The following is a 24,689-nucleotide window of genomic DNA, read 5'->3' as shown; positions in this document are numbered from 1 at the left end:
TAAAACCTCACTTAGCCCTTAGCAGCGGCTAAATCAAAGTGTGAATGTAAAGCGTGTGGTTGTTGATGAATAAGCGCAGCGAGTAATTCAGCGCTGCCCGTCGCTAATGTAAAACCTAGCGCACCATGACCAATATTCAGGTATAAGTTGCGATAGGGTGTTTGATCAATAATCGGTTTGCCCAATGGAGTGGCTGGTCGTAAGCCTGCCCATTGTTGTGCTTTTTGATAATCGCCAGCTCCAGCAAATACCGCTTCAGCTTCTTTGATGAGTGCATTGATACGGTTTGGGTCGATACGATAATCTAGACCGACTAAATCCGCCATACCCGCTAAACGTAAGCGATTACCCAAACGTGCGTAGACGACTTTTCGTTCAAAATCAGTAATGCTGACGGTTGGTGCCATTGCCTCATTTTCAATATCCAAGGTTAGGCTATACCCTTTTAATGGGGCAACAGGGGCATGAATACCTAGTGGTGCTAATAAGTTCGCACTTTCTACCCCCAAGCAAACGATAATTTTATCTGCACTGAGTGTTTCATTTGATGTTAGGCGAATGGTGACGGTATGGTTAGATTGTTTTTCTAAGGCTTTGATAGACGTATTCAATAAGAACTGCACACCCAATGTGCTTAAGTATTGTTTAAAGGCTTGAGATACTTTAAAGGCATCCGCTGCCTCTTCACTTTCCGTAAAAATCCCGCCGACTAATTGATGGGCAATGGGAGCCAGGGCAGGTTCTTTTTGAATACATTCTTCACGCGATAAGGCTTGTTGAGGTAGACTGCCTAAGCGTTGTTGTACATCTAATTGACGTATTGCACCATCCATAGAGGCCTGAGAGCGGTGAACGACTAATTTACCTGTAGCACTAAAGTCAATCGATTGAAATTCAGGGCGTGTGAATAATTGATGATAATGTTCACGACTCAGGTAGGCTAGTTTGAGCAACTCAGCCGTTGTTTGTTCACTGCGAGTAGCATTACATGCTTTTAAAAAGCGTAAGTTCCAGCACATATCGGCGGGTTTTAAACTTGGTGTAAAGCGTAAGGGCGAACTAGGATCTAATAGCCATTTTGGTACTTTTCCAATAACGCCAGGTCCAGCGAGAGGTGCAACATAGCTATAAGAAAGTTGAGCGCCGTTGGCAAATGTAGTACCTTGGGCAACGTCAGGGTGTTTATCAATAACAGTCACTGAATAGCCTTGTTTAACTAAAGCGTGAGCTGTACTTAAACCAATAATACCGGCACCTAAAACAAAGACTTGCATAATTTTCCTATGAACGTTGTAACCAATCGATTTCTTCGGTAGTAAACCCTGCTTTTAGACGATCGGCAATGTTAAAAGGGCCTTTAGGCTTATTAGTGCCATAGAGGGCTAATAAATCTGCATAATGTTGAATAGGGTCTAGCTGATGTAGCGTACAGAGATGTTTGTACCAGCGGTTACCAATTTCAACATGACCTACCTCATCACGTAGGATAATCGCTAGAATGGCGACGGCTTTCTCGTCTCCGACTTGTTGGAGTTTTTCTTGCATCGCCGGATTGACATCCAAACCCCTGGCCTCTAGTGTGCGAGGCACAAGTGCCAGACGAGCAATTAAATTGTCCGTGGTTTTTTCTGACATATCCCATAGACCACTATGGGCCGTAAAATCACCGTAGTGAAAACCCAGACTTTCGAGGTGCTCACGAATCAGACCAAAGTGATAAACCTCTTCTTTGGCGACTTTAAGCCAATCCGTATAAAATGCTTCAGGCATATGAGGAAAACGCCAGATAATATCAAGGGCGAGATTAATCGCATTAAACTCAATATGCGCAATGGCATGGAGTAAGGCTGCGCGCCCCTCTAGTGAACCCACTGAACGCATTTTGACGGTTCGAGGGTCGACTAATTCAGGTTTTTGAGGACGACCAGGAAGAGGGAGGGTGTTGGAGAGAATTTGCGCAGGCTCAAGCGAATGGGTATCAAGCGAAATCGCATTGACAAGAGCCACTTTATCTTCAATCACTGTTTGCTGAAGGGCAAACAATGCTTGTTCTCGAAAATTCATAATGATGAGTTAGGGTAAAGGTAAATTAGCCGATATTGTACAAAAAAACGATTTCTTTATGTGACAAAAGTATCTTAGTGCTGACTTTATACTAGGGGACATTAAGATATAATGCTCGTTAATCAGTAAAAATCCTTCTCTTGAGTGGAAAATTATAATGGATTGGTCTAAAGAATTATTAGATAGCGCCTTATGGGTTGGAAAGGCATTTGTCATTTCTTCCGTACTATTGGTAGTGTTTGGTTTTATTTTGATAAAAACAACACGATGGGCTTCTCAGTTTTGGATGCTGGCAGGGCATTATTTTAATCCTAAAGAAAAACCGATGACATTGGTGACTTTTGTGGTTATTCTCTTGCTGAGTTTATTTGGTGTTCGCGTGAGCGTGTTGTTTTCAAACTGGTACAACACCATGTATACGGCTTTGCAAAAGCTCGACGAAAATACCTTCTGGATACAGATGGCGGTCTTTGCTGTACTGGCAAGTATCCATATTATTCGTGCCTTATCGTCCTATTATTTACAACAACGCTTTACCATTAAATGGCGTGAGACGCTTAATGAAGAGATGCTATCGCGTTGGATGGATAAAAAAAGCTATTATCGTTCTTATTATTTAAACGATCCGATTGATAACCCTGATCAACGTATTCAACAAGATGTCGTGCATTTTACCAAGTTGTCGTTAGAATTAACCTTAGGGGTGATTTCTTCTATGGTGTCTGCGGTGGCATTTACCTTGATTTTATGGGGATTGTCTGATGAGATGCAGATTTTTGGGGTGACCATTCCACGAGGTATGGTTTTCCTATTATTTATCTATATTTTAGTGGCAACCGTCTTTGCTTTTAAAATTGGACGCCCTTTAATTCGATTGAATTTCTTAGATGAACGCTTAAATGCGAACTACCGTTACTCTTTGATTCGTGTGCGTGAATATGCAGAGAGCATTGCGTTTTATGCCGGTGAAAAAATCGAGGGTAGTAAATTACGCCAACGGTTTAGTAAGGTGATTAGTAATGTCTGGGATATAGTGCATCGGAATGTGAAATTTCAAGGCTTTAACTTTTTTATTTCACAGACAGCGGTTATTTTCCCCTTTATTATCCAAGCTCCTCGTTTTTTTGCGGGTAAGCTTGAGCTAGGAGGAATGGTACAAACGGCACAAGCCTTTGGTAATTTGGCGGATAACTTGTCTTTTTTTCGTACAGCGTATGATAATTTTGCACAATACCGTGCCGTCTTGGATCGTTTGACAGGGTTTCATCAAAATATTGATGCAGCGGATAATTTGCCTGTACCTAATGTACGGGCAGAGGGTGATGAGGTTCGTTTACAGAATGTGAGTATTACTACACCGAATGGTCGTCAATTGATTAAGGATTTAACTCTCACCGTTAATCCTGGGGATGCCTTATTGATTCAGGGGCCATCAGGTTCAGGTAAAACGACTTTATTGCGAAGCATCGCTGGCTTATGGCCATATTGTGAAGGAGAAATTATTCGCCCTGATCAAGAGGTATTATTCTTATCTCAAAAACCGTATTTACCAGAAGGTCGCTTGATTGATACCTTATTCTATCCTGCAGAGGTTCCTGCGGATGGGTATGAGCAAGCGAAAGCGATATTGCATCAGGTGTGTTTACCTCACTTAGAAAATCGTTTAGATGAAGAGTTAAATTGGTCGCATACCTTATCCTTGGGTGAACAACAGCGCATTGCTTTTGCTCGAATCTTATTGACATGTCCAAAGGTAGCTTTTATTGATGAAGCGACATCGGCGATGGATGAGGGGTTAGAGTACACGATGTATAAATTATTGCGAGATACATTCCCAGAACTACGTTTAGTCAGTATTGGTCATCGCAGTACCTTACATACCCATCATACGCACTTATTGCAGTTAAAAGGCAATGGGGAATATGAGATTAAACAATTTTAAGGAGCGGATAATGAGTGATTTGCAATTGGTATTAGGTGATTGGGCACAGTTAGCCGAACCTGCGTCAAAAATTCGATTTGATGTTTTTGTCGATGAGCAAAAAGTTCCAGAAGAGATTGAGCTAGATGAGTTTGATGCTGTTTCCTTACATGCGGTGGTGTTTGATGGAGTAGAGCCTGTGGCGACAGGGCGTTTGTTACCTGATGGACACATCGGTCGTATGGCAGTAGCAAAAGTGGCTCGAGGCAAAGGTGTCGGTGGCCTTGTTTTACAAGCTTTGATTGACGAGGGAAAAAAACGAGAGTTTAAAGAATTTGTTCTTTCGGCGCAAACGCATGCGATGGGATTTTATGCCAAGTATGGTTTTGTGGCGGAAGGGGATATTTATCTGGATGCAGGGATAGAGCATAAGGATATGCGCTTAGTATGTATTGACGCGAAAATGTAGTCTGGAATATAACAGAGACGGCTATAGTGGGTTCTTTGTTTAAGGAACAGCATTTAAAAATTAATAAAAAGTTATTTTTTGTAACTTTTTATTTTTTTTTTTTTTTTTTTTTTTTGAGTATTTACAGATAGTTAGAGAATAAAAGGCTATTTTTGATTGTGTCTAAATGTAATTTAGTATTACTAATTAAATATTGCTCATCATGTCATTACATATAGAATGGTCAAAAAATTCGTCATTTTATTAGGTAGAGGTATTGAGTGAATAAGATTTATAAAATCAAGTGGAGTGCTCATACGCAGCGCTATGTGGTTTGTTCGGAATTAGTTAAATCATGCAGTAAAGCAGCAAGGTCAGTGGTATTGAGAGCTGTTGTGCTAGGGGGAGCGTTCCTAGGTAGCATAGATACCGTAAAGGCAGATGAGTGTCCCTCCTGGAATATTAATACCAATATAACGTGTGAAATTACATCACCCACACAAGTCGCCGATGTTAGTAACGGAAGTGCCGGTTTATCTGTAGGGGGTGCCACTACTACGCGAACAATAAATGTGGGTATTCAATCTGATTTAACGTTTGATTTAACCGCCATTAGAGGTCCTTATCATCCCAAAGGCATTTCTATCCATGGTGGTATAGGTCAGGATTTGACACAGACTAGCAATGTTACGGCGACGAATCATCATGTCACTATTAACCTCAAACAGAAAGGAGGAGCCTCTACAGATGTTCCTGTTATTGGTTTATACACCGTTGCGGGGGCTAAATTTGAGGGTAAGGATTTAACGATTAATGCGGTAACGTCTAATCATATGGGAGGTTTGACGGAGTCGTATGCGATTCAAGTAGGTACGGCTCAAACGGGGGATGATAAGAGAGTAGATGCTACCTCTGTCGTTAAGGTTGAAAATCTTAATATCTCGTTGACCAATACAGCGGATTCGATAGGTTTTTATCATCAACTCACAGGTATTCGAGTCATTAATGGCGGTAGTCCAGGTAATAGTCGGACGTCGGCGGCTTATTTTGAATCTACAGGTGACGTAAATATTCATGTTTTTGATTCAAGTGATGCGAAAACAGCAGCTTATATTAACGGTATTTATATATCAGGGCCCTCCTCGAATAATAAGGTTGTGCTCAATAACTCAAAAATTCTCATTGAAACAGTAGCCATAGATGGGCAATTTGCGTCAGCTTTGAGGATTGGCAAAGGTCGATCTGTAGGGACTGGTGGAGGTACGATTGAGTCTAAAGGACATATGGAGTTAGATACGACAGCGGCAAAGAGTGCTTCAACCGTCAATCTAGTGGGTGAGAATAGCTTACTAAAAGCGGATTATGATACGAGTAGTGGCGACATCAAATCAGCAAGTACGGCCATTCATTTTGGTGCTCCGGATTCCATATTTTCAACGGTGAATAATAACCAAAAAGCCTTATTTAAAGACACTAAAATTACAACATCGAATGATACGAGAGACGCATTGATTCAAATGAGTAATGGTACAAATGCGCTCTTTAGTCTGAAAGGAGATAAGAGTGAGGCAATTGCGTCTACGCAAGCCTATTTAGTAAATGTCGATGCTAACAGTGTTTTACAAGTTAATGCTACTGATGCAGGTCAGATGACAGGCTTAACGAATAAAACAGAGACGTCTACGTTAAATCTTAATTTAGACAATCATTTCGCTTGGAACCTGCGTGAGCATACGGCTGCAGATGGTAGTTCTGTAAAAACAGCGACATTTAATACTACGACATTAACTAATGGTGCTAGTATCAATGCAATTAAAGGGGATGGCACGGCTACCTTTACGCTACAGGGGAATGTGGATTCTAAAGGAGGTCTTATCCGTTTATCAGATAAGACCACGACAGCTTTGTTGACAGATGGTCAGGCAAAAGCGGGGGATATATTAACTATTACAACCAACTATACCGCGGAAAATGGTAAGGTGCTCTTAGATACGGTATTAGGTGATGATTCATCTCAAACCGATTTATTGTATGTCATGGGTAATAGTGCAGGGACGAATACCGTAGAAGTAACGCCTGTGTCAGGTAGTCTAGGGAATCTTACACAGCAAGGGATTAAAGTTGTTCAGGTAGATGGTGCATCGGATACGAATACAAATTATGTGCTTAAGGGGGATGGTATCGTTTCTGATGATAGCTTAACGATTGGGGCAGATAATAAGCATAAATTTACTTATCGTCTTTATCAAGGCACTTTAAATCATCCTGGAACAGGGACAGATAATGGTATTCCTGCGGGTGTAGATACGACGGGTATAGATAGCAATGATTGGTATTTGCGTAGTGTGTGTAGTAATGGCTCTCATCAAGTAGGCAGTGGGTTTACTGCATCCACTTATGATGGTTTAGGTTGTATGTCGGACGATACTATTACGGTCACGTCTGGTGCTAATCTGGCTAAGATAGAAAGTGCAGGTGGATCAGATATTATCCTGATTAATTCGGATGCCAAAGTGTCTAGTGATGTCTATGGTGGCCATGGTGGGATGGATAATAGTACCAATAAAGACGGCAATGATACTATCACCATAACGGATACGGCGGTCGTCAATGGGACGGTATATGGACAAGCAGGGGATGATAGTATTACATGGTCAGGTCATTCGTCTGTTGGGGGGGTAAATGGTGGTATCGGTTCGGATACAGTAACCGTCGCTTCCAGTAAATATGACGGTACTCAGCTTCTTGATGGTGGTGATGATGCTGATGTATCAGATGGTTGGATTGATACACTCAATTTAAGTGGTCTTAAAGTGACAGTGAACGGAGATAATATTCGTCATTGGGAACGTATCAATCTGAAAGGGACTGAGCTGACATTGCTTGGTGAGTTGATGACAAGTAAAGGTAAGGATGGCATGCAAGTAGGGGTGACGATTGATAGTGATGCCACGTTAGCCGTATCAGGTCAATCTGCAAAAGTGACCGGTCATATTCTTAATAATTCGGGTACGATTGATCTTACCAAAGATGGTCATGTGGCATCACAAACGCTGACTATTGATGGGGATTATGTAGGTGGATTAGGCTCTCAAGTCAAAATGAATACCGTTTGGAATAAGACAGGTGATGCAAGCGGTGCTAATTCTACGTCTGACATATTAACGATTACGGGCTCAGCGACTGGACAAACGAGAGTCATTCCTGTGAGTAGTGATGGTGTAGAGCGCGTGATTTCAGGTGATGTTGAGCAAATTAGTGCAGTTATCAATACTATTCCTGTGATTACGGTAGGTAAAACAGGCAGTGAGCGAGTCTTTATGGGAAGTGCGGTGACACCAAGTGGTATTGAAGCTCAACTTGCTAAGCGTGTTGTCAATGGTGTTGATCAGTATTTTTGGACAATTGATAGTATAAAAACTCCTGTTGGACCAGTGGTACCAAACAATCCGACATATGATCCTCGTGTCCCAGGATATGTATTAATGTCTCGCGTTAATACGGAGCAGGGATATGCGACATTACGTACATTGCACGAGCGTCGCGGCGAGAATCAAACGTTAGCTTGGGATAATTGCGGTACTTGTGGTGAGCAAGCAAATGGACAGACATGGGGTCGTTTGATTGGTAGCAACTTAGAAGTGGACGGCAAGTATCGTTTAGGTTTTGAAACAAAGAGCTATGGATTCCAATTTGGTCATGATTTTGCCATCAGTCGTACTGATGAGGGCGGCCACCGTTTAACAGGTGCTTATGTGTCATATAACCATGCCAATACGACATTTAAAGACGAGTTTAGTCGAGAAAATGGTGAACTACTTGCAGATAAAACAGCAGGTAAGGGCAAGAGTGATGCGTGGTCATTAGGTGTAACGCATACGCGTTATTCTCCATTTGGTGCTTATTTAGACTTGGTAGGTCAAGTATCGTTCTATCGTAATAAGTATGAACCTCGTAAATACAATGATATTAGCCAAAATGGTATGGGTGTCGTTTTATCTGCAGAGGTCGGTAAACCTTATGCTTTGAGTGATCGTCAGCCTGGGGAATCAGGTTGGATGATTGAGCCTCAAGCACAATTGATTTATCAAATGGTGGATTTAAAAGGCTTTAATGACGGTGTTCGTCGTGTTGATCAAGGTATACAACATGGCTTGCGAGGACGTATTGGTGCTCGTTTAGCCTATCATGAAAAGCCGACAAATGGGGCTTATCGTACAGATACGTTCTATGCGGTAGCTAATATTTGGCATGATTTTGTTAAACCAACCTCAGTTAAATTAGCAGGCAATAAACTTCGTGAAGAGCATACCTCTACATGGGCAGAGGTGGGAATTGGTATGCAATTACCCATCGGTAAGCAGACTCATATCTACGGGGATGCTCGTTATGAGCGTGAATTAGGTGGTGCAAAACGTGAAGGTTATCGTGGTACGGTAGGTGTGAAATATACATGGAACTAATGAAAGAGCAAACAAAATAAGTTTTTTCATATGATAAAAAGAAAGGCATCGTATCAAAAAGTACGATGCCTTTTGTATGGATAAGTGTGAGTAGCTAGTAACGCTTTATGTGATTCCTTTAATAAAAAACGATTTAAAGAAACTAAGCAAAAATATCCGCTAACTTATTTTTATCCAATAAAACCTCGCCGTCTTCCAGTACGAGTGCAGGGATACCAATAGAGCCGTTTTGTTTTGCTATATTAAAAGCACTATGCGTATCACGTAACTTTAAAAATGCTTTAAGGTTAGCTGATACACCAACCATATCAAGCGCTTCAAATTCCACCCCAAGACGATTAAGTTCATCAAAAAATGGTTTTGTATCAGGGCACCAAGGTGCGTAATAAACGATAGGTTTCATATCATTAGGCAGCCCACCAAGAAAGCGGACTTTTATATTTGGCGACCCCTACAATAATAAAGAAAATCGTCAAGCAAAGTCCCGCACCAACCAATTTACCGATAAGGGATTGGGCAATTTTTAAGGTGATATAGCCGCAAGCAATATATAACAATAGCAGAATAATCTTCACGAGGATAAAGGGGTGGTGAGGCCCTAGTACCATGACCATCAGAATAGCACAGCTCAATAAAATGGTATCAATAAGGTGGGGGAGAATTTTGGCCCATTTTTGTTGCAAAATCGCCGGTTTAGTCACCGATAAAAAAATACGGGTTAATAGGAGTGTGATACTTAAGTAAGCACAACTCATATGAATATGTTTAAACACCAAATAATATTCACTCATTTTATAAACCTAAAGTAAGAGAAGATGAATCGCTACCATTAAATCGTAATATAGCGTAAGATAAGTAAGTTTATATGAATTCGTCTATTAAGTTTAAGGTTTTAAGAAAATGGAATTTAATTTTGGGTGGGAAATGTTGTTGTTATTTTTTGCAGCAGCGGCTTTAGCGGGTTTTATTGATTCAATCGCCGGTGGTGGTGGATTAATTGGCATTCCCGTATTGTTATTATCAGGGTTACCACCGATTAATGCGCTTGCGACCAATAAGGTTCAGGGCATGGCAGGCTCTTTTACTGCCTCAATGACGATGATTAAGAAAGGGGTGGTAGATTTTAACAAAATCTGGTTTGCTGCTTTTATGTCATTTATAGGGGCAACGTTAGGTACGATTTGTGTGCATTATATTGATGTGAGTGTATTGGATATTTTAGTCCCTATCGTATTGATAATGATTGGTTTGTATTTTTTGTTGGTTCCAAATATTGGAGATGTTGAGAAAAAACCCCGTATGCAAGAAAAGCTATTTAATACCACAGTTGTTCCGGGTATTGGTTTTTATGACGGTATTTTTGGTCCGGGGACAGGATCATTTTTTTCATTATCCAATATTGCGCTGCGAGGACAACAAATCATTACTGCCACAGGCAATGCGAAAGTGTTTAACTTTGCCAGTAATATCGCCGCGGTAGTGGTCTTTGTGGTGAGTGGTAAGGTCGTATGGTTAGTCGGTGGAGTGATGATTATTGGGCAAATTTTAGGGGCGTATCTTGGCTCATTGATGGTGATTAAAAATGGTTCCAAACTTATCCGTCCTCTAGTGGTTGTGATGTGCTTTCTGATGGTAGCACGTTATTTATACGGTAAGTTTTAAGTGTTGAATTAAAGTCCTCAAAGAAGTCATCGATGAGGACTTTATTGTTTGAAAGACTTTATTAAGTAAGAAAAGATAGCGTTATATCTTGATGTTTTTGATTTTTACCGAAAACTGTCATCATAACCAAGTAAAATAATAGAAATTTTAATAATAGGAAAATTCATTTGAATATACGTAATACCAACACACCCATTAATATGGGCGAGCAATTTGACCCAGACGTGCCGAGTCGTGAAGAGATTTTGACGTTTATGCGAGAATATAAAAAACAAATCAGTGTAGACGCATTGGCACGGCACTTTGGTGTGTTACGAGAGGCGGGGGTACGTGGCTTAGAAAAACGGCTAAGTGCTATGTACAAAGATGGTCAGTTACTGGCGGTCGGTCAAGGTTATAAGATTAATACAAAAAACGAGAGCGTCGTGATTGGTAAAGTACAAGGTCATCGCGATGGTTTCGGTTTTCTTATTCCTGATGACGGTAGTGAGGATATTTATCTGGCCAGCCGTGAAATGCTTAAGGTATTACATGGAGATAAAGTCAGTGTTAAAGTCACTGGAGATAATCGAGGAAGACTCGAGGGAAGCATTTTAGAGGTTTTAGAAAGAGGAACGACGCGCTTAGTGGGGCGCATCCTTTATGAGCAAGGTCAATGGGTGGTTGTCCCTGAAGACCAACGCATTAAGCATGATATTCTTATCCCCGCAGCGGATATTCTTGATGCTGACCATGGCAAAGTCGTGGTGGTGGATATTGTCACTCAACCTACACGTTATACCCAGCCTATCGGTAAGGTTATCGAGGTTTTAGGTGAAATCGATGACCCTGGCATGGAAATTGAGATTGCTATTCGTAAGTTTGAAGTACCTGCAGAATTCTCTAAAGCAGCACTAAAGCAAGCAGATAGTTTACCCGATCATGTGGTGGAAACTGACTTAAAAGGACGTATTGATTTACGAGATATTCCTTTTATTACGATTGACGGTGAGGACGCTCGCGATTTTGATGATGCCGTCTATGCCGAAGAGGTTAATCTTGGCACAGAAAAGCGTAAGCGTAAAGGATGGCGCTTATTAGTTGCGATTGCGGATGTTTCGCATTATGTTACCCCCAAAGATGCTTTGGATAAAGATGCTTTGGAACGAGGCACGTCGGTGTATTTCCCTCGCCGTGTGATTCCTATGCTTCCCGAGGTTTTATCAAATGGGCTTTGCTCGCTTAATCCAGAAGTTGATCGCTTAGTATTGGTTTGCGATATGGTGATTCCTGCTACGGGAGCAAAAGCAGGGCAGGTACAGGCTTATCAGTTCTACAATGCCGTTATTCATTCTCACGCACGTACTACCTATACTCAAGTATGGGATTGCTTACAGCAGCCTGACGGTCCGACAGCAAAACAACTGAAGCATGTTGTTCCACAGATAAATGATTTATATGAGCTCTATCATTTATTATTTGATTATCGTCGTAAGCGTGGGGCGATGGAGTTTGAGACGGTAGAAACAAAAATCATCAGTAATGCTATGGGCAAAATCGAACAAATTGTTCCTTTTGTCCGCAATAATGCGCACCGCTTGATTGAAGAGTGTATGCTTGCCGCTAATACCTGTGCCGCCGATTTTATTTTGCGTCATCAGCGTATGGGTTTATTCCGCATTCATGAGGGACCGACGGTGGATAAATTAGCGAGTTTGCGCGACTTTTTAAAACATCTCGGTTTGCATTTAGCGGGTGGTACGGAGCCTCACGGCAAGGATTATGCAGCCTTATTAGATAGTGCACGCATGCGACCAGACTATCACATTATTCAGACAATGGCATTACGCTCTATGCAGCAAGCTATTTATAGTCCAGATAATGTAGGACATTTTGGTTTGGCTTACGAAGCGTATACTCACTTTACCTCACCCATTCGTCGTTATCCTGATTTATTAGTGCATCGTGTGATTAAGTCGATTTTAGCGAATAAGCACTATATGCCTAGTGTCGATGGTGTTGAGCGAGTAAAAGGCGAGCCGCTTGAGGATTTTGAACACGCTATTTGGGATCGTTTGGGGGTTAAATTATCCTCAACAGAGCGACGAGCAGATGATGCCTCTAGGGATGTCGAGTCTTGGCTAAAATGCTGGTATATCCGCGAGCGGATAGGCGAGGTGTTTAGTGGTAAAGTGACAGGGGTTACCAGCTTTGGTTTGTTTGTGACCTTGGATACCTTATTTGTTGAGGGATTAATTCATATTTCTGAATTAGGTTCGGATTATTTTAATTTCTCAGAGGTGAGCAATGAGCTCATTGGAGAGCGTACGGGTAAGCGTTATCGCCTTGGAGATAGTGTGCAAATTCAAGTAGCACGAGTGGATTTAGAAGCTCGCCGTATTGAGTTTGTCCCTGTCAAGGGCTTAAGTTATGCGGCAGTTCAAAAAGAGTTAAGCGGTGAAGTTTCGGGTGAGCGACATTTTAAACGCCCAGCAAAACCTAAACCTAGTGCTTTAAAAGGACAAACAGCCCAACAACGTCGAGCCTCTTTAAAGCGAGAGCAAAAAAAAGCGAATAATAGCGTTGTAAAGAAGACGGTTTCATCGTCAACTAAAAAGCGAACAGGTGCCAAGAAGTCACCACGTAAACAGCGACGCTAGATAGGGGGACTTCTTAGTGCTTAGTGACTAGGAAGTCTCTATGTAATTTAATTATTGTAGTTTTAAAAGGTAATCAACAAGTGGCAACACATCAAATATTGGCAGGTTTTCATGCCGTAACCGCGCGTTTGCGTCATGCCCCAGATTCTATTAAAGAAATTTATATCGAAACTTCTCGTAAAGACAAACGCATGCTGACGTTAGTCGAACAAGCAGAGCGCCAACAAGTTAAAATCTATGCGGTCAATATGGATCGTTTGGATGGCTTAGCAAAAGGCGTGCGTCATCAGGGCGTGGTCGCATTGGCTGAGCCACGTCAATTGGCTGTCAATGTACATGATGTATTAGATGTCATTACAGGTCCTGCGTTCTTTTTAATTTTGGACTCGGTGACAGACCCGCATAACTTAGGCGCTTGTTTGCGCACAGCAGATGCTGCTGGAGTACACGCCGTTATTGCACCAAAAGATAAAGCAGTAGGTTTAACGTCTACGGTGCAACGCGTTGCGTGTGGAGCAGCCGATACCGTTCCTTATTTAATGGTGACTAACTTAGCTCGTACCATGCGCGAGCTCAAAGAACGTGATGTGTGGTTAGTGGGCACGACAGATCAGGCTGAGGGCGATATTTATCAGGTAGACGGTAAGCGCTCAATGGCATGGGTGATGGGGGCAGAAGGTGAGGGTATGCGCCGTTTGACAGCAGAAACATGTGATGAACTAGTTCGTATCCCTATGGCAGGCTCTGTTGAAAGTTTAAATGTGAGTGTGGCTAGTGCTGTTTGTCTTTATGAGACACGCCGTCAACGCTTATTAGGGGTTTAATTTAAGAGGTTTTTGATGAGTAAAGATATAACGACCCAAATATTACATGCAGATCGCCAACAAAAAGTCGAACACAATGCGATTCATAAACCCATTCATATTGCTGCACAATACTCCTTTGCTGATGTAAGAGATTTAATCGCTGTTTTTGGTAATACACCGGGCTATGCTTATTCGCGTCAAGGCACACCGACAGTAACGGCATTAGAACAAAAAATTACCTTACTCGAAGAGGGTATTAACACGGTGTGTTTTGCTTCTGGTATGGCAGCGATTTCAGCCGTATTTCTGACCTTATTAAAAGCGGGTGATCATCTTATTTCTAGCCATTATATTTTTGGCAATACGAAAAGTTTATTAAGTACGCTAGAAAATTTGGGCATTGAAATCACGATGGTAGATACCACAGATATTCAAGCGGTTAAAGCGGCGGTTAAGCCAAATACCCGAATGCTCTTTACGGAGACGATTGCAAATCCTGTTACTCAGGTTAGTGATTTAAAAGCCATGGGAGACTTTTGTGAAGAGATGGGGCTGCTGTATTTTGTCGATATGACAATGGTAACGCCTTATCTTTTAAAGGGCAAAGATATTAAAGCCTCTTTAGTCATGCACTCATTATCTAAAACGATTTGTGGTCATGCTAATGCTTTGGGTGGTTCTATTACGGATACAGGCTTATTTGATTGGTCACATTATCCGAATATCCAAGACATGTATAAATCGTATCCAGTCAAAAACTGGGGATTTGTACAAGTAAAGAAAAAAGGGTTGCGTGATATGGGGGCTACCTTATCCTCAGAGGCGGCTAATCGTATTGCGATTGGTATGGAAACCTTTACTTTGCGCGCTCAAAAAAGCAATGATAATGCGCTAGCGTTGGCTCGTTATATGCAAGAGAGTCCTATCTTTGCTGATGTGAAGTATCCCGGATTAGAAAGCCATGCACAACATGGTTTGGCAAAGGATTTATTCAAGGATATAGGGTATGGCTCTCTGATTGCGGCGTCTTTGAGAAAGGATATTGATTTAGTTGCGTTCTTGAATAGTTTACAAACCATTATTTTAGCGACGCATTTAGGTGATAATCGAACCCTATGCTTACCTGTTGCACCAACCATTTATGCTGAGTCTAGTGCTGAGCAACGCGCATTAATGGGAATTTCAGATAATTTATTGCGTATCTCTGTGGGTATTGAAAATGTGGCTGATCTCATTGATGATATTGAGCGAGCGTACGCCAATGTTATGCTGAAATAAGAGGGATAAAAAACGTGTAAAATTAAACACCTGTGAATAAAAACCTACATTTGCAGTGGATACTTTTTACGAAATGTAAAACTCTCTAAAGAATTCACGGCTTTTTGCTTGGAATGCTTGACAGGCGGGCGTAATCAAGCGATTATTATGGAAGTAGTTTTCTTTTAGTTGTTCTTAGAAATAGGGGTATATAATGAATAAAACCGAATTAGTAGAAAAAATTGCTGAGAAAGCAGAAATCTCTAAAGCTGCTGCTGCTCGTGCATTAGATGCAGCTGTTGCAACAGTAACAGAAACTCTTAAAAAGGGTGACAGCGTAACATTAGTTGGTTTCGGTACTTTCCGTGTAGCAGTACGTGGTGCTCGCCAAGGTCGTAACCCACAAACTGGTAAAGTAATTCAAATCGCTGAAGCTACAGTACCTAAGTTTGTTCCAGGTAAAGCATTAAAAGAAGCGGTTAATGTAAAAGCTGCACGTAAGAAAAAATAATTTTTTTCTGACAGAATTTTAGAAGACCAACGATCAAGTTGGTCTTTTTTGTTTCAAAAGCTTTAAACTGGTATGGATAAGTATCAAGAAAGAATCGTGTGCTGATGATAGGCGATAATTTGCATAAAAACAACAACACAAGTGTTAAAAGAGATTTAATCCTGAAAATGCTTGTCAAATACCATTAACTTATCTATAATTTAATTCTTACGACGCATACAGATGGGCGCTTAGCTCAGTTGGTAGAGCGGCGCCCTTACAAGGCGTAGGTCACAGGTTCGACCCCTGTAGCGCCCACCATCTAGATGTATCGTATATTCCCAGTTGATGGGTGCTTAGCTCAGTTGGTAGAGCGGCGCCCTTACAAGGCGTAGGTCACAGGTTCGACCCCTGTAGCACCCACCATCAATTAGACGGAAAGATTGATTAACCAGCCCTTAGATGAGCTGGTTTTTTGCATTTTTGGGACTTAATAAAGTCCCCTATAGAGAGGCTTTTATTGCTCAAAGATGATTAAGCTTATCTAATTACTCCTCACAAAAGCAGCTTTTATCGGTAGAGCAGGCTTGATACGCTTGAATGGCATCTTGACGGATATATTCTTTAACAAAGGCATTATTAGGGGCATTGATAAGTGTTTGAGGATTTGCCCACTGTTCTAGCTTGCCTTGATGGATAATGCCTATTTTATCAGCAAAGACAAATGCTTCAATTTGACTATGTGTCACTAAGATAGCGCTAAGTTGTTTTTCTTTCAGAATCGCACGCACATCTAAGGCTAGACGCTCACGTGTATCGACATCCAGATTAGAAAAGGGTTCGTCTAATAATAAGAGTTTAGGCGAGGGGGCAATAGCACGAGCTAAGGCCACACGTTGTTGTTGTCCGCCAGATAACTCATGTGGATAGGCTTTTGCGCTCTGTTGTAGTCCGATGAGTTCTAGCATTTCTTGAGTGATTTTTTGCGCTTGTTCTCTAGGAAGCTTATTCAGACCAAAAGCAATATTTTTTTCGATTGTCAGATGTGGGAACAGAGCATAGTCTTGAAACATCATCCCGATATGACGTTGCTCTGGGGGGACCATACGACCTGTTTCAGCGATAGTCTGTTGTTCTAATTGAATGCTTCCTGCGTAAACAGGCTCAAACCCAGCAATACTTCTTAACACTGTTGTTTTGCCGCAGCCCGACGGTCCTAGGAGACATCCAATTTCCCCTTTATCAAGTTGTAGCGAAAGTTGATGAACGATAGTTTTAAACACTTTGCCTTGTGGATAGCCGAGTTTTACATCTATTAAATCGAGTAAGTGTGTCATATCAAAATTCGCTTAATAAGAGTTTTTAAATTGTGTGCGCGCTAAGAAAATAACGGGTAATAAGCCAACAAGGACGATAAGCAGAGCAGCAATAGCGCCTTCTTCGTAAGTGCCTCGCGCAGCTTCTGCGTACAGCCATGTTGATAAGGTTTCAAAATTGAGTGGACGCAATAAGAGTGTCGCAGAGAGTTCTTTCATGGCATCCACAAATACCAATAGAGCAGCAGCACCTAGGGCGGGCTTTAATAAAGGAAAATGAATTTTTCTAAAGGTTTGGCTGGAGGTATGCCCCAAGGTCTGTGCGGCATTATCAAGAGAGAGGGGAATACGCGTATAGCCCGCTTCAATAGAGCCAATACTAATGGCTAAGAAACGAATGCAATAGGCAATCACCAAGCCCGCGATGCTTCCCATAATATAGAGTTGTGGGGGAAAATTAAATAAAAGGTTCATCACCTTGCTAATGATATCATCTATCAATACGATAGGGGTTAATAAACCAATAGCCAGTACCGAGCCGGGAATAGCATAACCTAAGCTGCCTAGACGAACCATTATCTTGCTATAGGCAAAGCGTGGTTGACGTACGACCCATGCGATAAGTAAACCAAAGATGACAGTAAAAAAAGTCGCTACAATGGCTAAAATCACTGTATTAATCGTGCTGGTGAGTAACCCGTGCGAAACTGCTCCGACAATATCTAGGCGTTTAATCGTTTCTACGATGAGATAAAGTGTAGGAAAAATAAAGCCTGTTATCACCGGAAGCCAACCTAGAACCATAGCAACAATCATTTTGCTACCGGTGAGTGTTTGTGCTTGAATGGGGCGTGGACGCTGTGTATTAGCATAGCGCTGACGCTGACGACTTAGGCGTTCGACATAGATAATGGCGGTCACAATAAAGAGCATAAAGATGGCAATTTGCGCCGCAGCTTCAAGATTTGAACGCGTAACCCATGCGGTATAGATGGAAACGGTCAGGGTCTGAATACCTAAAAACTCTGAAGCGCCAATGTCGTTGAGTGTTTCAAGTAAGGCTAAACTAATACCTACGGCAATAGCAGGGCGCGCCATCGGTAAAATGAGACGACGGAATGTTTGTGCGGGTGTACATCCTAAGGTACGAGAGGCCTCGACAAGATTGGCAGATTGGCTCATAAACATTACACGGACGCTGAGGTAGACATAAGGATACAGCGCCAAACCCATAATAAAAATGGCGCCCGGCATAGAGCGAATATCAGGAAGGCGAAACTCTCTGGGTGATGAATAGCCTAGGATGTCGCGAATGAGTCCTTGGATAGGACCGAGAGGGTGCATGAGATCCAAGTAGGCAAATGCCATGATATAAGTTGGCACCGCTAATGGTAAAAGCAATGCCCACATGAGAATCTTGCGCGTAGGGAAATCGTATGCTGAGGTTAACCATGCGCTGCCAGTCCCAATGAGTCCTACCATAATGGCAACGCCTACTAATAAGATAGCCGTGTTACTGAGGGAGTTGGGAATGACGTATTGGATAAGACTATACCAATGATCAAAATGACCAGTTAAGGCGATAATCAGTAGCGTCAAAATCGGCGCAACGACGCTGAACACAACCAAACCAGCCAGAATTTGCCATAGGGTAAGTTTATTATTTTTCTGCAGTTGCATGGATATTTATTTACGGAAAAAGGGGAGTAGAATACCCCCCTTAACAAAACATCATTAGTATAGCGTGAAATTAGTTATCAAAACCAACTTTGTCCACTAATTCACTCGCTTTTTTGCGATATTTAGGTACTTCTGCCATTGGTAAGGCATCTGCTTTAAACTCACCAAATGAGGCAACAACAGGATCAAGCTCTGTACCGGCACGAACAGGGTATTCGTAATTGATTTTTGCGTACATGGCTTGTGCTTTTTCACTAACTAAGTATTCGAGCAGTTTAACGGCATTTTCTTTGTTAGATGCGTGTTTGGCAACAACGGCACCAGTGACGTTAGCATGAGTACCGCCGTCTTTGGCACTTGCAAAAACTGGGCGAATAACTTTGATGGCATCACCCCATTGACGTTGCTCTGACCCTTCTTCTGCATTACGCATACGACCTACGTAGTACGAGTTAGCAATACCGATATCGCAAATACCAGCTAGAATATCACGAGCAACTTCACGGTCACCACCAGCGGCTTTACGTGCTAGATTGGCTTTTACGCCTTTTAACCATTCTTCGGTTTTTGCTTCACCATTATGTGCGATAAAAGCAGAAATTAGACTAGTGTTATAAGGGTGTTGACCTGAGCGAATGCATACTTTACCTTTCCATTTTGGATCAGCAAGTTCTTCATAGGTAAAGCTCTTTAGGTCTAAGTCTTTTGCAGCGTATAAAATACGGTCACGTAAAGAGAGGGCAAACCATTTGCCGTCAGCACCGCGGTATTGTGCAGGAATAACTTCTTCTAATACTTTAGATTGAATAGGTTGAGCAAGGTCTTTTTCAGCTAACTCTGTGAGACGACCGATATCAACTACCATGAGTACGTCAGCAGGTGATTTATCACCTTCGTTAGCAACACGCTCTGCTAAACCGTCTTTAACAAACACAGTATTGGCTTTAATGCCAGTATCCTTAGTAAATTGGTCTAGTAAAGGTTGTAATAGACCTGGTTCACGCGTTGTATAGATATTGACTTCTGCGGCTTGTGCAATAGAAGCGGTTAGAGCGCATGCCACAAATAATGGTTTTAACACCGTTGAAAATCTCATCAGGAATCCTCCGAAATATAAATGAGAATAATTATCATAAATCATACCACTTAAATTTATATTTCTCAAGGAAATAAAACCGTAGTGTGGAAACTGTGCGATATTTATCAGTTATTTGCTGCTAAACCGTATTCTTTAGGATAGGGATTCCATCACTTGGATTGGCGATGAGGGGTAGTATCAGTAAAGAGGAACAGAGGGATCAATTTCCTTTGACCATGCATCAATACCACCTTGGAGGTTATAAACATCTTCAAAGCCCATATTGGCGAGAAATAAACCGACTTGATAACTGCGCATACCATGATGGCAGTAAATAACTAATGGCTTATCATCGCAAATCTCCGCGTGACGGATAGGGATGAGGTGCATAGGGATATGCTGATAGCCTTTGATATGAGCATAAGCGACTTCATCATCTTGACGAACATCGAGTAGGGTAAAGTCTTTTCCTTCATCTTGCCATTGTTTGAGGGTTTGTACAGTAAGATGTTGAATAGCTGTAGACATATGAATTTTAGTAAATGATGATGTTAGGATAAGTGATTCTGGAATGAGGCGACTGGAATAAAGCTCAAAAATCACTTTTAAAAAAGAAAGCCACCTCAAACAATGACCTCATAAAAGTTGAGGGTGATGTTAAGAAGTGGCTTTGTGTAAAGCTTATCGTTTATTTACGACCGGCTTTGCTTTCAATACGCATACGCAATGCATTGAGCTTGATGAAGCCAGCAGCATCCGCTTGATTGTAAGCACCACCGTCATCATCAAAAGTAGCAATGGTTTTATCAAACAGGCTATCTTTTGAGTCACGAGAGACGGTATAGACATTGCCTTTGTAAAGTTTGAGGCGTACAAAACCGTTAACATGTTGTTGTGTGTGGTCAATTAAGACTTGTAAAGCTTTACGCTCTGGTGACCACCAGTAACCGTTATAGACTAAAGATGCATAGCGTGGCATCAAGTCATCTTTAAGGTGAGCAACTTCACGGTCTAATGTGATTGATTCAATCGCACGGTGACCTTTGAGCATAATGGTGCCTCCCGGAGTTTCGTAGCAACCGCGAGATTTCATGCCGACATAACGGTTTTCTACTAGGTCTAAACGACCAATACCATGTTTACCACCAAGCTCATTTAATTTAGTTAATACGGCGGCTGGACTTAAACGTACACCGTTGATGGCAACGATATCGCCACGTTCGTATTCTAAGTCGATATACTCAGGAGAATCGGGTGCTTGTTCTGGTGATACAGTCCAGCGCCACATGCTTTCTTCGGCTTCGGCATTAGGGTCTTCTAAGTGACGACCTTCGTAGCTGATATGAAGTAAGTTGGCGTCCATAGAGTAAGGAGCGCCACCTTGCTTGTGCTTCATATCGATTTCGATACCGGCTTTTTCAGCATAATCTAAGAGTTTTTCGCGAGAGAGTAAATCCCATTCGCGCCATGGGGCGATAACACGGATATTTGGATTTAGCGCATAGTAGCCTAATTCAAAACGTACTTGGTCATTACCTTTGCCTGTCGCACCATGCGATACAGCATCCGCATTTAATTGATTAGCAATTTCGATTTGGCGCTTAGCGATAAGAGGGCGAGCGATAGAAGTACCCAGTAAGTATTCACCTTCGTAGATGGCATTAGCACGGAACATCGGGAAGACGAAGTCACGGACAAACTCTTCGCGTAAATCATCGATAAAGATATTTTCTGGTTTGATACCAAAGTTTAACGCTTTGCGGCGAGCTGGTTCTAATTCTTCACCTTGACCGATGTCTGCAGTGAATGTAATAACTTCGCATTGATAAGTATCTTGTAGCCATTTTAAAATGACTGATGTATCAAGACCGCCAGAGTAGGCGAGAACTACTTTTTTAATATCGCTCATTTGTGTATCCAACAAAATATATTAATAAAAATAAATTACCGTCATATTTTACGCTTTAATCGAATAGAAAAAAAGCGATTATGCGGCTGGAGTATCTTGTTTACCTAAAACTAAGAATTCCATAAGTGCTTTTTGAACATGTAGACGATTTTCTGCTTCATCCCAAACCACACTCTGAGGACCATCAATAACGTCCGCACTGACTTCTTCGCCACGATGGGCAGGTAAGCAGTGCATAAAGATGGCATCTTTATTGGCTAAAGACATCATTTCTTTATCCACCATCCAGTTGGCAAATGCTACACGACGTTTTTCATTTTCTTGCTCATAGCCCATGCTAGTCCAAACATCGGTAGTGATGAGGTCTGCCCCTTTGGCTGCTTCCATTGGGTCGTCAAATTCTTGAAGATGTTCTGGACTTACTGAACCAATACGATCATGATCTAATTGATAACCTTTTGGTGCAGAAACATGCAGTTTAAAGCCAAGTAATTGAGCGGCTTGTAACCATGTATAAGCCATATTATTCGCATCACCAATCCATGCAACAGTTTTGCCTTTAATGCTGCCTTTGTGTTCGACATAAGTGAGTAAATCAGCAAGGATTTGGCAAGGATGGAATTCATTAGTGAGACCATTGATAACAGGAACACGAGAGTGTGCAGCAAAGCGCTCTAGACGTGTTTGCTCAAAGGTGCGAATCATCACAATGTCAACCATGCGGGTAATGACACGTGCCGTATCTTCGATAGGCTCTGAGCGACCTAGCTGAGAGTCGTTTGATGTCAGGTTGATGACAAGACCGCCCATTTGATACATACCGGCTTCAAATGAAACGCGAGTGCGTGTACTGGCTTTTTCAAAAACCATCGCAAGGGTACGATCGTGTAGTGGCATATGAGGCTCATAGCGTTTGAATTTTTGTTTGATATAGCGAGCGCGATCCAAAATATAAAGAATTTCTTGGGCTGAAAAATCAGTTAGTTGTAAGAAATGACGCATTGGTGCGTTAGAGTTATTTGGAGTAGTCATATGCAACACACATTGAATAATAAAAAAATAAATCCTGTTTGCTATGGCAGACACTAAAAAAGCTACTGCGATAGTCAGAAAAACTAACGAAAGTTAATAATACCAATATTATGAAAAATTGTCGAAATTCTGACGTAAATAGAATAAAATAACTCTTTTAAGACTTTGCAGAGTTTACGCAAGTGCAACAGTTAATTATTTACGGTTTAACGAAATCAGGGCAGAAGTTTCGTCCTAGCGATTGGGCGGAGCGACTTGCAGGTGTGATGGCTCAGTTTCGTCCACCGGGTATTCAGTCTAGTCATCTTACTTATTCTCCTTATGTCATTCCTAGTGATAAAGACGGCCACAAGTGTTTAATTGTCGATGAACGTTTGCGGCAGTTAGAGCCTCGAGCTTGGAAATTTGTGAATGATTTTGCGGTGGATAATGATTTGACGATTGAAACCATCGGAGAGTCCGAGTTTGAATGATAAAAAGCACTCAAATAGAGTGCTTTTTTAATGTCTACTACATCGATATGTCTATGAGATGATATGGAGGAAGGTTTTTTGGGGGTAAGATGCTATTGATGAGGGTTTGGGACTGTTTTATATTCAAATTTTTAATCTTTATGGGGGCAAGATATTCATGCTTGTTCAAATTTTGTAGATAAAAAAAGACGCTATTTGTTGAAATAGCGTCTTTTTTTGCTGAACCCTAAGCGTTGAGGTAATTATTTAGAGAGGACTACCAACGCAACTTAATATTTACCTTTAAATTAAGCTAGGGCTTTGATAGCTGCAGCCAAACGGCTTTTATGACGAGCAGCTTTGTTTTTGTGAATGATTTTCTTATCAGCAACGCGATCGATTACGCTAGTTGCGCGAGAGAAAACTTCGTTAGCTTTAGCTTGATCACCTGCTTCGATAGCTTGACGTACGCGCTTGATAGAAGTGCGTAGTAAAGAACGTAGGCTAGAGTTGTGTTTATTGCGTGCTACAGCTTGGCGAGCACGTTTACGAGCTTGGGCAGTATTGGCCATAATGAGTATCTTCTATTAAGTTAATTCAGCAAAACGGCTATTATATCAGTAAGTATTTAATGTTGCAATATAATTTGTGGTAAAAACACAAGTTATATTGAGATTAAATCACGATTATTTACTGCAGAATATGGTGTATTTGTGAGTGATAGTGCTCGCGGCTGGTAGTCCTCACGGAGAGAACTTGAAGTACCGAGCGCATACGCCAATCTACCTACAGGTTTTTATCAGTTGCTCGAACAGTGTCTCACTTCGTTCATCAAACTCGCTTTGTGATTAAAAACCTCTCCGGTAGACTGGCTTGGATGATAGTGCTAGCTACTGGCAGTCCTCACGGAGAGAACTTGATGTACCGAGCGAGTTTGCAAACGGCAAGCGTCAGCGACGCACTTTGCTGTCCGAGCGAATACACAATGTTCTGTAGTGAGGACGATATATAGTGGACTGTCTGCAGTATGGTCTAATCAATGTATAAGTTCTGCAGTAAAGACGATTAAGACTAAAACTGCCATGTGCTTATTGCCACAAAAGGTTCGCTACACGTTCCGCGCAGTCGCTCGAACAGAGCCTCGCTATCGCTCGCCTAACTCGCTTTGTGCATCGAAACGTCTCCGCAAACCTTTAAGTGCTTGAGTAAACATTGTACTGCTAACAATCAGTTATATTCTCCGACAATCTGGCTTAGATGATAGTGCTAGCTACTGGCAGTCCTCACGGAGAGAACTTGATGTACCGAGCGAGTTTGCAAACGGCAAGCGTCAGCGACGCACTTTGCTGTCCGAGCGAATACACAATGTTCTGTAGTGAGGACGATATATAGTGGACTGTCTGCAGTATGGTCTAATCAATGTATAAGTTCTGCAGTAAAGACGATTAAGACTAAAACTGCCATGTGCTTAT

At 41.6% G+C, this 24,689-nt stretch carries 20 protein-coding genes and 2 tRNA genes; 11 read left to right on the top strand and 11 right to left on the bottom strand.

Annotation, left to right across the window (positions count from 1 at the left end; translation table 11 throughout):
- Positions 1–11: 11 nt before the first annotated feature.
- Together HKX39_RS05165 and HKX39_RS05160 are read right to left on the bottom strand one after the other, a co-directional pair.
- Positions 12–1,274 (bottom strand): D-amino acid dehydrogenase, encoded by a 1,263-nt coding sequence (locus tag HKX39_RS05165; protein WP_171680230.1) that lies wholly within the window; start codon positions 1,272–1,274, stop codon positions 12–14.
- Between the two features lie 7 nt (positions 1,275–1,281).
- The gene (locus HKX39_RS05160) at positions 1,282–2,064 is read right to left on the bottom strand and encodes a ferritin-like domain-containing protein (protein WP_171680229.1); all 783 of its coding nucleotides are present in this window, start codon (positions 2,062–2,064) and stop codon (positions 1,282–1,284) included.
- Between the two features lie 157 nt (positions 2,065–2,221).
- Here HKX39_RS05160 and HKX39_RS05155 point away from each other — a divergent pair, with 157 nt between their 5' ends.
- From HKX39_RS05155 to HKX39_RS05145, 3 genes are all read left to right on the top strand, one after another.
- A complete protein-coding gene (locus HKX39_RS05155; protein ID WP_171680228.1) occupies positions 2,222–4,006 on the top strand; it encodes an ABC transporter ATP-binding protein/permease in 1,785 nt (594 codons plus the stop codon).
- 10 nt (positions 4,007–4,016) lie between these two features.
- Complete coding sequence (locus HKX39_RS05150) at positions 4,017–4,454, top strand: GNAT family N-acetyltransferase (protein ID WP_171680227.1); 438 nt, start codon at positions 4,017–4,019, stop codon at positions 4,452–4,454.
- A 260-nt stretch (positions 4,455–4,714) separates the two neighbouring features.
- Positions 4,715–8,896: an autotransporter outer membrane beta-barrel domain-containing protein gene (locus tag HKX39_RS05145; protein WP_171680226.1), complete on the top strand. Its 4,182-nt coding sequence runs from the start codon at positions 4,715–4,717 to the stop codon at positions 8,894–8,896.
- 142 nt (positions 8,897–9,038) lie between these two features.
- Here the strand turns inward: HKX39_RS05145 and HKX39_RS05140 are convergent, their stop codons facing one another.
- Positions 9,039–9,299 (bottom strand): hypothetical protein, encoded by a 261-nt coding sequence (locus HKX39_RS05140; RefSeq protein ID WP_171680225.1) that lies wholly within the window; start codon positions 9,297–9,299, stop codon positions 9,039–9,041.
- Between the two features lie 4 nt (positions 9,300–9,303).
- Complete coding sequence (locus HKX39_RS05135; RefSeq protein ID WP_171680224.1) at positions 9,304–9,687, bottom strand: SirB2 family protein; 384 nt, start codon at positions 9,685–9,687, stop codon at positions 9,304–9,306.
- 109 nt (positions 9,688–9,796) lie between these two features.
- Between HKX39_RS05135 and HKX39_RS05130 the strand changes: the two genes are divergently transcribed.
- From HKX39_RS05130 to HKX39_RS05100, 7 genes are all read left to right on the top strand, one after another.
- The gene (locus tag HKX39_RS05130) at positions 9,797–10,558 is read left to right on the top strand and encodes a TSUP family transporter (protein WP_171680223.1); all 762 of its coding nucleotides are present in this window, start codon (positions 9,797–9,799) and stop codon (positions 10,556–10,558) included.
- A 200-nt stretch (positions 10,559–10,758) separates the two neighbouring features.
- Positions 10,759–13,197 carry a ribonuclease R gene (gene rnr / locus HKX39_RS05125; protein ID WP_171680295.1) on the top strand — a complete coding sequence of 813 codons (2,439 nt, stop codon included), beginning with the start codon at positions 10,759–10,761 and terminating at the stop codon, positions 13,195–13,197.
- An 80-nt stretch (positions 13,198–13,277) separates the two neighbouring features.
- Positions 13,278–14,021, top strand: coding sequence for a 23S rRNA (guanosine(2251)-2'-O)-methyltransferase RlmB (gene rlmB, locus HKX39_RS05120; protein WP_171680222.1), 744 nt, complete (start codon positions 13,278–13,280; stop codon positions 14,019–14,021).
- 15 nt (positions 14,022–14,036) lie between these two features.
- Positions 14,037–15,281, top strand: a complete 1,245-nt coding sequence (locus tag HKX39_RS05115; protein ID WP_171680221.1) for a cystathionine gamma-synthase family protein — start codon at positions 14,037–14,039, stop codon at positions 15,279–15,281.
- Positions 15,282–15,474: 193 nt separating this feature from the next.
- The gene (locus HKX39_RS05110) at positions 15,475–15,771 is read left to right on the top strand and encodes an HU family DNA-binding protein (protein ID WP_171680220.1); all 297 of its coding nucleotides are present in this window, start codon (positions 15,475–15,477) and stop codon (positions 15,769–15,771) included.
- Between the two features lie 224 nt (positions 15,772–15,995).
- A tRNA-Val gene (locus tag HKX39_RS05105) sits at positions 15,996–16,071 on the top strand.
- A 29-nt stretch (positions 16,072–16,100) separates the two neighbouring features.
- Positions 16,101–16,176: transfer RNA gene (locus HKX39_RS05100), tRNA-Val, on the top strand.
- Between the two features lie 122 nt (positions 16,177–16,298).
- Here HKX39_RS05100 and HKX39_RS05095 read toward each other — a convergent pair.
- The 6 genes from HKX39_RS05095 to argF all read right to left on the bottom strand — a co-directional run bounded on the left by HKX39_RS05095 (position 16,299) and on the right by argF (position 22,765).
- Entirely contained in the window at positions 16,299–17,087 is a 789-nt protein-coding gene (locus tag HKX39_RS05095) for an ABC transporter ATP-binding protein (protein WP_171680219.1), read from the bottom strand.
- A 12-nt stretch (positions 17,088–17,099) separates the two neighbouring features.
- Entirely contained in the window at positions 17,100–18,746 is a 1,647-nt protein-coding gene (locus tag HKX39_RS05090) for an ABC transporter permease (protein WP_171680218.1), read from the bottom strand.
- Between the two features lie 70 nt (positions 18,747–18,816).
- Positions 18,817–19,842, bottom strand: coding sequence for a Fe(3+) ABC transporter substrate-binding protein (locus HKX39_RS05085; RefSeq protein ID WP_171680217.1), 1,026 nt, complete (start codon positions 19,840–19,842; stop codon positions 18,817–18,819).
- A 180-nt stretch (positions 19,843–20,022) separates the two neighbouring features.
- Positions 20,023–20,340, bottom strand: a complete 318-nt coding sequence (locus HKX39_RS05080) for a rhodanese-like domain-containing protein (RefSeq protein WP_425500268.1) — start codon at positions 20,338–20,340, stop codon at positions 20,023–20,025.
- A gap of 172 nt (positions 20,341–20,512) precedes the next feature.
- Positions 20,513–21,733 carry an argininosuccinate synthase gene (locus HKX39_RS05075; protein ID WP_171680215.1) on the bottom strand — a complete coding sequence of 407 codons (1,221 nt, stop codon included), beginning with the start codon at positions 21,731–21,733 and terminating at the stop codon, positions 20,513–20,515.
- Positions 21,734–21,811: 78 nt separating this feature from the next.
- Positions 21,812–22,765 carry an ornithine carbamoyltransferase gene (gene argF / locus HKX39_RS05070; protein WP_171680214.1) on the bottom strand — a complete coding sequence of 318 codons (954 nt, stop codon included), beginning with the start codon at positions 22,763–22,765 and terminating at the stop codon, positions 21,812–21,814.
- A gap of 182 nt (positions 22,766–22,947) precedes the next feature.
- Between argF and HKX39_RS05065 the strand changes: the two genes are divergently transcribed.
- Positions 22,948–23,238, top strand: a complete 291-nt coding sequence (locus tag HKX39_RS05065; RefSeq protein WP_171680213.1) for a DUF3579 domain-containing protein — start codon at positions 22,948–22,950, stop codon at positions 23,236–23,238.
- A 287-nt stretch (positions 23,239–23,525) separates the two neighbouring features.
- On the opposite strand, the gene rpsT is transcribed toward HKX39_RS05065, so the two are convergent.
- The gene (gene rpsT, locus HKX39_RS05060) at positions 23,526–23,789 is read right to left on the bottom strand and encodes a 30S ribosomal protein S20 (RefSeq protein ID WP_171680212.1); all 264 of its coding nucleotides are present in this window, start codon (positions 23,787–23,789) and stop codon (positions 23,526–23,528) included.
- Positions 23,790–24,689: the final 900 nt, after the last annotated feature.

The sequence above is a fragment of the Pelistega suis genome (assembly GCF_013133795.1).
In the GTDB taxonomy this organism is placed as follows: Bacteria; Pseudomonadota; Gammaproteobacteria; order Burkholderiales; family Burkholderiaceae_B; genus Taylorella; species Taylorella suis.
Note: the sequence above shows the minus strand (reverse complement) of the source record. Positions and strands in the feature narration are given on the sequence as shown.

Excerpts from the sequence above, each read along its gene's own strand:
- HKX39_RS05165 (WP_171680230.1), bottom strand. The coding sequence starts at position 1,274 with ATGCAAGTCTTTGTTTTAGGTGCCGGTATTATTGGTTTAAGTACAGCT.
- HKX39_RS05160 (WP_171680229.1), bottom strand. The coding sequence starts at position 2,064 with ATGAATTTTCGAGAACAAGCATTGTTTGCCCTTCAGCAAACAGTGATT.
- HKX39_RS05155 (WP_171680228.1), top strand. The coding sequence starts at position 2,222 with ATGGATTGGTCTAAAGAATTATTAGATAGCGCCTTATGGGTTGGAAAG.
- HKX39_RS05150 (WP_171680227.1), top strand. The coding sequence starts at position 4,017 with ATGAGTGATTTGCAATTGGTATTAGGTGATTGGGCACAGTTAGCCGAA.
- HKX39_RS05140 (WP_171680225.1), bottom strand. The coding sequence starts at position 9,299 with ATGAAACCTATCGTTTATTACGCACCTTGGTGCCCTGATACAAAACCA.
- HKX39_RS05135 (WP_171680224.1), bottom strand. The coding sequence starts at position 9,687 with ATGAGTGAATATTATTTGGTGTTTAAACATATTCATATGAGTTGTGCT.
- HKX39_RS05130 (WP_171680223.1), top strand. The coding sequence starts at position 9,797 with ATGGAATTTAATTTTGGGTGGGAAATGTTGTTGTTATTTTTTGCAGCA.
- rnr (WP_171680295.1), top strand. The coding sequence starts at position 10,759 with ATGGGCGAGCAATTTGACCCAGACGTGCCGAGTCGTGAAGAGATTTTG.
- HKX39_RS05115 (WP_171680221.1), top strand. The coding sequence starts at position 14,037 with ATGAGTAAAGATATAACGACCCAAATATTACATGCAGATCGCCAACAA.
- HKX39_RS05110 (WP_171680220.1), top strand. The coding sequence starts at position 15,475 with ATGAATAAAACCGAATTAGTAGAAAAAATTGCTGAGAAAGCAGAAATC.
- HKX39_RS05095 (WP_171680219.1), bottom strand. The coding sequence starts at position 17,087 with ATGACACACTTACTCGATTTAATAGATGTAAAACTCGGCTATCCACAA.
- HKX39_RS05090 (WP_171680218.1), bottom strand. The coding sequence starts at position 18,746 with ATGCAACTGCAGAAAAATAATAAACTTACCCTATGGCAAATTCTGGCT.
- HKX39_RS05085 (WP_171680217.1), bottom strand. The coding sequence starts at position 19,842 with ATGAGATTTTCAACGGTGTTAAAACCATTATTTGTGGCATGCGCTCTA.
- HKX39_RS05075 (WP_171680215.1), bottom strand. The coding sequence starts at position 21,733 with ATGAGCGATATTAAAAAAGTAGTTCTCGCCTACTCTGGCGGTCTTGAT.
- argF (WP_171680214.1), bottom strand. The coding sequence starts at position 22,765 with ATGACTACTCCAAATAACTCTAACGCACCAATGCGTCATTTCTTACAA.
- rpsT (WP_171680212.1), bottom strand. The coding sequence starts at position 23,789 with ATGGCCAATACTGCCCAAGCTCGTAAACGTGCTCGCCAAGCTGTAGCA.